The sequence below is a fragment of the Kamptonema animale CS-326 genome, assembly GCF_028330895.1.
GTDB lineage: Bacteria > Cyanobacteriota > Cyanobacteriia > Cyanobacteriales > Microcoleaceae > Kamptonema > Kamptonema formosum.
The window spans coordinates 1-6,952 of record NZ_JAQMUA010000261.1 but is presented as its reverse complement, the minus strand read 5'-3'; the positions used below and the strand labels follow the sequence as shown (position 1 = coordinate 6,952).

Here is a 6,952-nt window from a genome sequence, read left to right as displayed (position 1 = left end):
GGCGGCGTTACGTAAATAATTCGTAAGTCCTGAATTAGCCATTAGCAATTAGCCATTATCTTCGTTATCACTAGAAGGCTCAGAAGTATGAATCGATTCAAACACGGGACAAAACCCATCAGGCGTAACCTTAAAGCCAAACAAAGGAGATAGAGGACTCCAACAACGCTGTCCTCGGAAGTGCTGACAATTGCCGCAACATTCTAACTCTACTGGCAAAGGGCGATCGCTACCAATACTAATCAATTCCCGCTGCGAGAGCCCCCGCAATACTAACTCCTCACCCTGCCAACGGGCCTCTACCAAACCCGTATCCGCAAAATTTGACCAGCGCGGATCGGAGGCAATAGTATTCGGTAAACTAATTGCTACCTCCGTCCCCATCTCCGCCAACTCCCCTTCATAGTGAGTTTCTGGCATCGCCGGTTGCAAAAATGTCTCGCCAATCGGCAACTCTACCAACGTACCCGCCGCTGGAGTATGCAACTGGTAACGGTTCCGTAACTCATCCAAATTCGCCAAATCAGCTAAATAAGTTGGGGAGCCGTGAACGAAAATTATATGCTGAGGGCGCAAATTGTGAATAAGCTGCGTAGTGCCGGGGCCATCAGAATGCTCTGCGAGTAGATAACTTTCTACACTACGAAGTCCCGACCCCTGTAAGGTTTCCGGCCACCCTTTCGGCGGGTATCCCGGCTTTTGAGGTAGCAGCAATATCCAAGGGCCATTTTGCTTAGTAACGTAGAGACTTAAATCCGCTGTTTCGTCAGTGATGATAATGCAGGGTGCTTTGCCGAGAGTACCACGCTGTTCTGGAGACAAGCGGCGTAAGCGAGGACGCACTCGTTCGTCCCAAAATAGGGGTTGATGCTGAGCAAAATTCTGAACGGCTGTAGGAAAATGGGGTAAAAGTTCTAGGTAAGCGTCGCAACCTTGGGCAACGGCTCCATCAACCCAGATATCTAAGTCTCTGCCAGTGAAGTAGTGATGACTCCGCAGTAGCATCAGCAATTCTTGCCCAAGTCCGAGAGTTGATGTAGGTAGAAGTACCGAGTAACCATCTGCGATCGCGCGGTGAATGCGCTCTGCTAGCTGATTTTCCAATTGGCGGCGGTGGGGATGACGCGCCGTGCCATAACTACCTTCGAGAATCAGTACGTCTGGCTTGAGTCCTCGGAGGTCTCCCAAGGGCAATCCTTCAACTAAGCGAGAATTAGATAGAAAAAAATCTCCCGTGTAAACCAGGGAGTAGGTGCGGTGCGGAGCCGCATAGGTCAGCAGTATTGCCGCTGCTCCTGGTAGGTGCCCGGAGGGGAACAACTGCACCCCTAGACCTCTGCGGAGTTCAACTGGAGAGTGCCAAGGCAAGGCCTGACAAAACCGTGGGTGCTCGCTAGCTGCCAACTCTGGCCAATTCAAGGCTAAGAGTTGGGTTGTCACCTCGCTGGCGTAAATCGGCAATTGCGGGAAAGACTGGTGGAGTGCTAGCAAACCTCTAGCATGGTCTGGGTGGGCATGGGTACAAAAAACTAAGTCCGCTGGCAGGGATTTTTCTGAAGATATTAGCGGTGAAATGTCCTTTAGGCCGCAGTCTAGTAAAATCCGGTGCTGCCCCATTCGCACCAGCAAACAGAGGCCATCCTCTGCATGACCCGCCCCATAAGGTAAACATTCCAGCTCCATCACGATGGTTAGCCCCCTGCAATCCTAAGCAACTTGCGTCGCAACTTTCAATGCTATAGCGAGAGCGTGCTGATTTAATCAGTTTGCTTCATAGAACTTATCTAAACTTTTCCAAAGTTTACTTTTTTCAAGTTTAATATTTAGGTTCTTTTTTCATCGTGCCATAAACTAGGTGACTTGTAGAGCGACTTGCTATCACTAGGGGAGTTATAAAATTTACTTTCAAGAATAGGTACTAATTATCCGTTTGCTTTATGGTCTTGTTAGGCTGTTGACCAAATTGCAAAAACAGAGTATCGAACTATTACTTTTTTACAGTTTATTTTCCTCAAATTTGTGTGGGGTAGTAATTACAAATAAATCCCAGTAATTACGTAGGTTCTCTTCCTACTGTACGCCTAAGCTCTCAAACTCAGCATTAGTAGCTCGACGATCCCCAGTCTACACCCTTAATTTTGCAACAATTCTTTACATATTCCTAAGATTTGCGGGCGCAGCCAGCCGCAGGCATCGCGACATTTTTTCACCAACTTGAGAAAGTTTTATTGAGGTAATTTTGACATATCTATACAAATATTTATAGTGCGATTTTTTGTCCGCTCACAGTAAAACTGACCAAATTCTTGCCTGCCATAGGTTTGATGCTAATTATCAAGAAATAGACCAGCTTCTAAAATAAGTGAATTATTATTGTTTGTAACAAAATTTGGGAACTTTAGTAGATTTAAACCCTTTGTTGGCAAGGATGTTAGCCTATTAATTCGGAGCTTAATTTATTGTGATAATTCTTAATATCATCAGACTTCAGTGCATTGTATAAAAAGAACGTGCACAAGGGTAAAAGCAAACGAAAATTCAAAATCTTTTGCTAAAAACTTTTCCCTATTTCTCATTAAAGACCAAAAAATTTCTCAGATTGGTTGTAGGCATAAGCTGAAAAACAAAAAATTTGATAGAGAAATTTACCACGTTTGATGAGAACGCCAAGGTGCACCGCACTAAGCGGGTTTACAGAGTAACTTACGCTCGCTTCTCTACTACTAAGAAGCCGTTTCTTTAGCAGAAATAGGTGAGGTTTTTTTGTTGCAATTATGCAACAAGCGTGAGCTTTAAAGTCAGACTCAATATTAGGAGATCGGATTAAAAATGCTCTCAAATACAGAATTTAATAAATAATAAGATTTAGAGGACACATTTAAGCCACTACACTAATTTGTGTAGATTGGCAAAGGAAAATGCCAATGCCAAAAAACAAACGAAATGTTGTTAGTACATATTTAGAGAGCAAAGTCAAGGTCGGAGTCTCGCTGACACCGACAGGGGCTAATCGCTTGACGGTGATCGCAGAAAAGCTGGGCATATCAAAGTCTGAGCTATTCGAGCGCATTGCTCGGAGCGAGTTGCTTAAGTCTAGCAATGGAGCAGAGTTAACTTTTTCCTTGCAACATGGTTCGGGCTCTCCGAAACAGGTTTCAAAATTAAAAGATGAAACAACTGAGGGCCAAAGTCACGAGAGTGGTACGGCTGTCGAGTCCCCGGAAAATTCTGTTGCACAGTCAAAGGAATTGCTAGAAAGTTACGAAGCTTTGCAAAAGCAATCTCAAGAGCAGGTGGCAGCGATCGCATCTTTGGAAGAACGAATCGCTCAACTGCAACATCTGGAAAGTCAAGGAGAACAGACTGTAGCTCTAGAAAGTTACGAAACTTTACAGCGGGAATCTCAAGAACAGGTAGCAGCGATCGCATCTTTGCAAGCTCAAGTTGCAGAGTTACAAAAGCTGGAAAATCAAGTTAGAGATAGCGTCTCTCTAGAAAGTTACGAAACTTTACAGCAGGAATCTCAAGAACAGGTGGCAGCGATCGCATCTTTGCAAGCTCAAGTTGCAGAGTTACAAAGTCATCTGGAAGCTCAATCTAGAGATAGCGTAACGTTAGAAAGTCACCAAACTTTACAGCGGGAATCTCAAGAACAGGTAGCAGCGATCGCATCTTTGCAAGCTCAAGTTGCAGAGTTGCAAAGTCATCTAGAAACTCAATCTAGAGATACCGTACCTTTAGAAAGTCACCAAACTTTACAGAAGGAATCTCAAGAGCAGGTGGCTGCGATCGCATCTTTGCAGGCTCAAGTTGCAGACTTACAAAAGCTGGAAAATCAAGTTAGAGATAGCGTACCGTTAGAAAGTTACGAAACTTTACAGCGACAGTCTCAAGAACAGGTAGCAGCGATCGCATCTTTGCAAGCTCAAATCACAGAGTTGTGGCATCTAAAAAGTCAGGCAAGTAATAACATATCGCTGACAACTTATCAAGCTTTGCAGCGGCAGTCTCAAGAACAAGTCAATACTATTAAGACTTTGCAAGAACAGCTAGCTCAATTGCAAACTGTGGCTGGAATTGGCGAATCTAAGTTAAACAAGTGGCGCAACCGCACCTTTTCTCGCTAAGCATTTCCAGCGCTATTCGATTTTAGATTTTGGGTTAAAGTATCCAAAATCTAGAATCTTCTGTCAGGGAATTTGTGCATTGATGGAGCCAGAGTTATCGTAAATTCGCACGAAACTGGTTCCAGAAACATAGAAGCTGTTAAACAAAGGTTAGAAAAATTGGGAAAGGAGAAAGTGAGTATGGCAGCTAAAACCTCATAATTTTTGATGATTCGGGAATTTGCTAAAATTTGGCGATCGCAATATCACGAATAGTCCTAATAATTCCCTCTTTTAGTTGTCAGTCTAACTCGACATCAGCGCTCGGAGGGGGATATTTGATGGTGCTTTTTAAAACTTACTGGGAGGCAAATAAAAAACCCTAGCCGCAATTGGTTAGGGTTCATCCATCAGGGTGCATCTACTAATATAGTCTCCGGTAGAAGGGGGGATGTTTCCGGATGATTTTTAAAACTTTACTGAGAAACGCATAAAAAAACCCTGACCGCAATTGGTTAGGGTTAATTAATCAGGGTGCATCTACTAATATAGTCTCCGGTAGAAGGGGGGATGTTTCCGGATGATTTTTAAAACTTTTTGGGAAACAAATAAAAAAACCCTGACCGCAATTGGTTAGGGTTAATTAATCAGGGTGCATCTACTAATTTAGTCTCCGGTCTGAGGGGGGATGTTTCCGGATGATTTTTAAACTTCGCTGTGATACAGATAAAACCTAGCTGCAATTGGTCAAGGTTGATTAACCAGGGTGCATCTCCTGATTTAGCCTTGAGTGGAGGGAGGAGAGGTCTTTTTCTGTTTTCCTACAGTATCGGGATACTACTAGGAAGTCTACACCTTGACACTTGTACTACAATTGTGTAGTATAAAAATGCAAGCTGAATAGACTAGACAAAGGCGACAGGCAAATGCCGTACCAACAATTAGAACTTTCCACCTCAAACTCAACCCCAGTGCTATCTTGGGCAAATCATGGCCTTAGTAAGGATGAATCCAAGATGGCGCAAAATGTGGCATCTTTACCCTTTGTCTTTAAGCACGTTGCACTAATGCCAGATGTTCATTTGGGTAAAGGTGCCTTAGTGGGTTCAGTTATTGCTACTAAAGAAGCGATTATTCCTGCGGCTGTGGGCGTTGATATTGGTTGCGGTATGGCTGCGATTAAAATGCCCTTTAAAGCTGACAAACTCGAAGGGAAACTCAAACAAATTCGTCTGGAAATTGAAGCAGCAATTCCCGTAGGTTTTTCGGAGAATAAAGAAGTTGAAAAAACTGTTACTAACTGGCAAGGATGGCGGGATTTTAAAGAACTTCATCAAGGCGTTCAACGTTCAGAAGCGAAAGCCTTAAAACAACTGGGTTCCCTTGGGGGTGGCAATCACTTTATTGAAGTTTGCATTGACACTGAAAACTTTGTTTGGCTAATGCTGCACTCTGGTTCGCGTGGTATTGGTAATATGTTAGCTCAACACCATATCGATACTGCGAAAGAGTTAGCGAAATTAGCGGAGATTTCTCTACCGGATAAAGATTTAGCTTACTTTGTAGCGGGTACGCGAGAGTTTGCGGCCTATTGGCACGACTTACAATGGGCTCAGAATTATGCGAGTTTTAACCGTGATGTAATGATGGCTCGGTTTAAGCGAATTGTTGAGAAGCACGTCGCGGGAGGTAAACCTACTAAGCCAATTTTACAGGTGAACTGCCATCATAACTATGCAGAAAAAGAGCTGCATTATGGTGAAGATGTCTATGTCACTCGTAAGGGCGCTGTGCGTTCGAGGGTTGAAGACTACGGAATTATCCCCGGTTCAATGGGAGCAAAATCTTTCATTGTTAAAGGCAAAGGCAATGCGGAAAGTTACTGTAGTTGTTCTCATGGTTCGGGACGATTGATGTCTCGCAATAAGGCCAAAAATGTCTTCACGCTGGATGATTTGATTGAACAAACCAAGGGAGTTGAGTGCCGCAAAGATGAGGGGATTTTGGATGAAATTCCAGGGGCTTATAAGCCAATTGATGAAGTGATGAACCAGCAATCAGACTTAGTAGAAGTGGTGGCAACACTTAAACAAGTAGTTTGCGTTAAGGGTTAAGGAAGTAACGCCGCCATCTTGGCGGTAAAAATACCGTCAAGATGGCGACGTTACCAACAATTATCGGCGGACAATAAGAAACCCAGTTCGATCGACTGGGTTTCTTTTGATTTACCTTTCAAATTTGTTGTCCCCCAGATATTCAACAGGCCATTTGCGCGGCTTCACTTTCTAGTAAGCGGAGTAATCTTTCATCGCCTTTAGCTTTGGCTATTTGCAGTCGGCGGTCGAGGATATTGCAGAGATTGGCGCGGTGGACTTTGGCAATGTCGGGTACTGCTGTGCAGGCTTTGGCGCGGGAGGCTGCGATCGCGAGAACAGGCTCTACAACTGTTTTGGCAACTACCACTTCCGCTTCTTGAGTTCTTTTGGTGTTGTATTCTACGCCGCGATACTTCAGATTGTATGCCTGTTCAGGAACGGGAATATGTCTGGGATAACGGTAGTTCCAGCTTTGACCCCGATATTTGCCGCCGATTTCACCTTCAACCATCTCGACTGCGGAAATGTCGTTTTCGTAGTTAGTGCCGCGATAAGTCAGTTTCATATCTTTTGTTCCTTTTATGAGTAGGGGAGTGGTTTTAAGGTCAGATGTCCTTCCCTGATGAAAAAATTTCTTTCTTTCTGTATTGTATTTTACTGTTTTGACAAATAACAGGGTTCGTTGACAAAATTTAATATTTCGACTTACTTTTAACGAGGGACTAGGGGCTAGGGGCTAGGGGCTAGGGG

Annotated in this window: 4 protein-coding genes; 2 read left to right on the top strand and 2 right to left on the bottom strand. The window is 43.9% G+C overall.

Annotation, left to right across the window (positions count from 1 at the left end):
• Positions 1-48: 48 nt before the first annotated feature.
• Entirely contained in the window at positions 49-1,683 is a 1,635-nt protein-coding gene (locus PN499_RS15275) for an MBL fold metallo-hydrolase (protein WP_272032847.1), read from the bottom strand.
• A 1,241-nt stretch (positions 1,684-2,924) separates the two neighbouring features.
• On the opposite strand from PN499_RS15275, the gene PN499_RS15270 reads away from it, so the two are divergent.
• Complete coding sequence (locus PN499_RS15270) at positions 2,925-4,127, top strand: coiled-coil domain-containing protein (protein WP_272032846.1); 1,203 nt, start codon at positions 2,925-2,927, stop codon at positions 4,125-4,127.
• Between the two features lie 905 nt (positions 4,128-5,032).
• Entirely contained in the window at positions 5,033-6,220 is a 1,188-nt protein-coding gene (locus PN499_RS15265) for an RtcB family protein (RefSeq protein ID WP_272032845.1), read from the top strand.
• Between the two features lie 142 nt (positions 6,221-6,362).
• Here the strand turns inward: PN499_RS15265 and PN499_RS15260 are convergent, their stop codons facing one another.
• Positions 6,363-6,767 carry a DUF4278 domain-containing protein gene (locus PN499_RS15260; RefSeq protein ID WP_007357560.1) on the bottom strand — a complete coding sequence of 135 codons (405 nt, stop codon included), beginning with the start codon at positions 6,765-6,767 and terminating at the stop codon, positions 6,363-6,365.
• Between the last annotated feature and the right edge of the window lie 185 nt (positions 6,768-6,952).

Excerpts from the sequence above, each read along its gene's own strand:
- PN499_RS15275 (WP_272032847.1), bottom strand. The coding sequence starts at position 1,683 with ATGGAGCTGGAATGTTTACCTTATGGGGCGGGTCATGCAGAGGATGGC.
- PN499_RS15270 (WP_272032846.1), top strand. The coding sequence starts at position 2,925 with ATGCCAAAAAACAAACGAAATGTTGTTAGTACATATTTAGAGAGCAAA.
- PN499_RS15265 (WP_272032845.1), top strand. The coding sequence starts at position 5,033 with ATGCCGTACCAACAATTAGAACTTTCCACCTCAAACTCAACCCCAGTG.
- PN499_RS15260 (WP_007357560.1), bottom strand. The coding sequence starts at position 6,767 with ATGAAACTGACTTATCGCGGCACTAACTACGAAAACGACATTTCCGCA.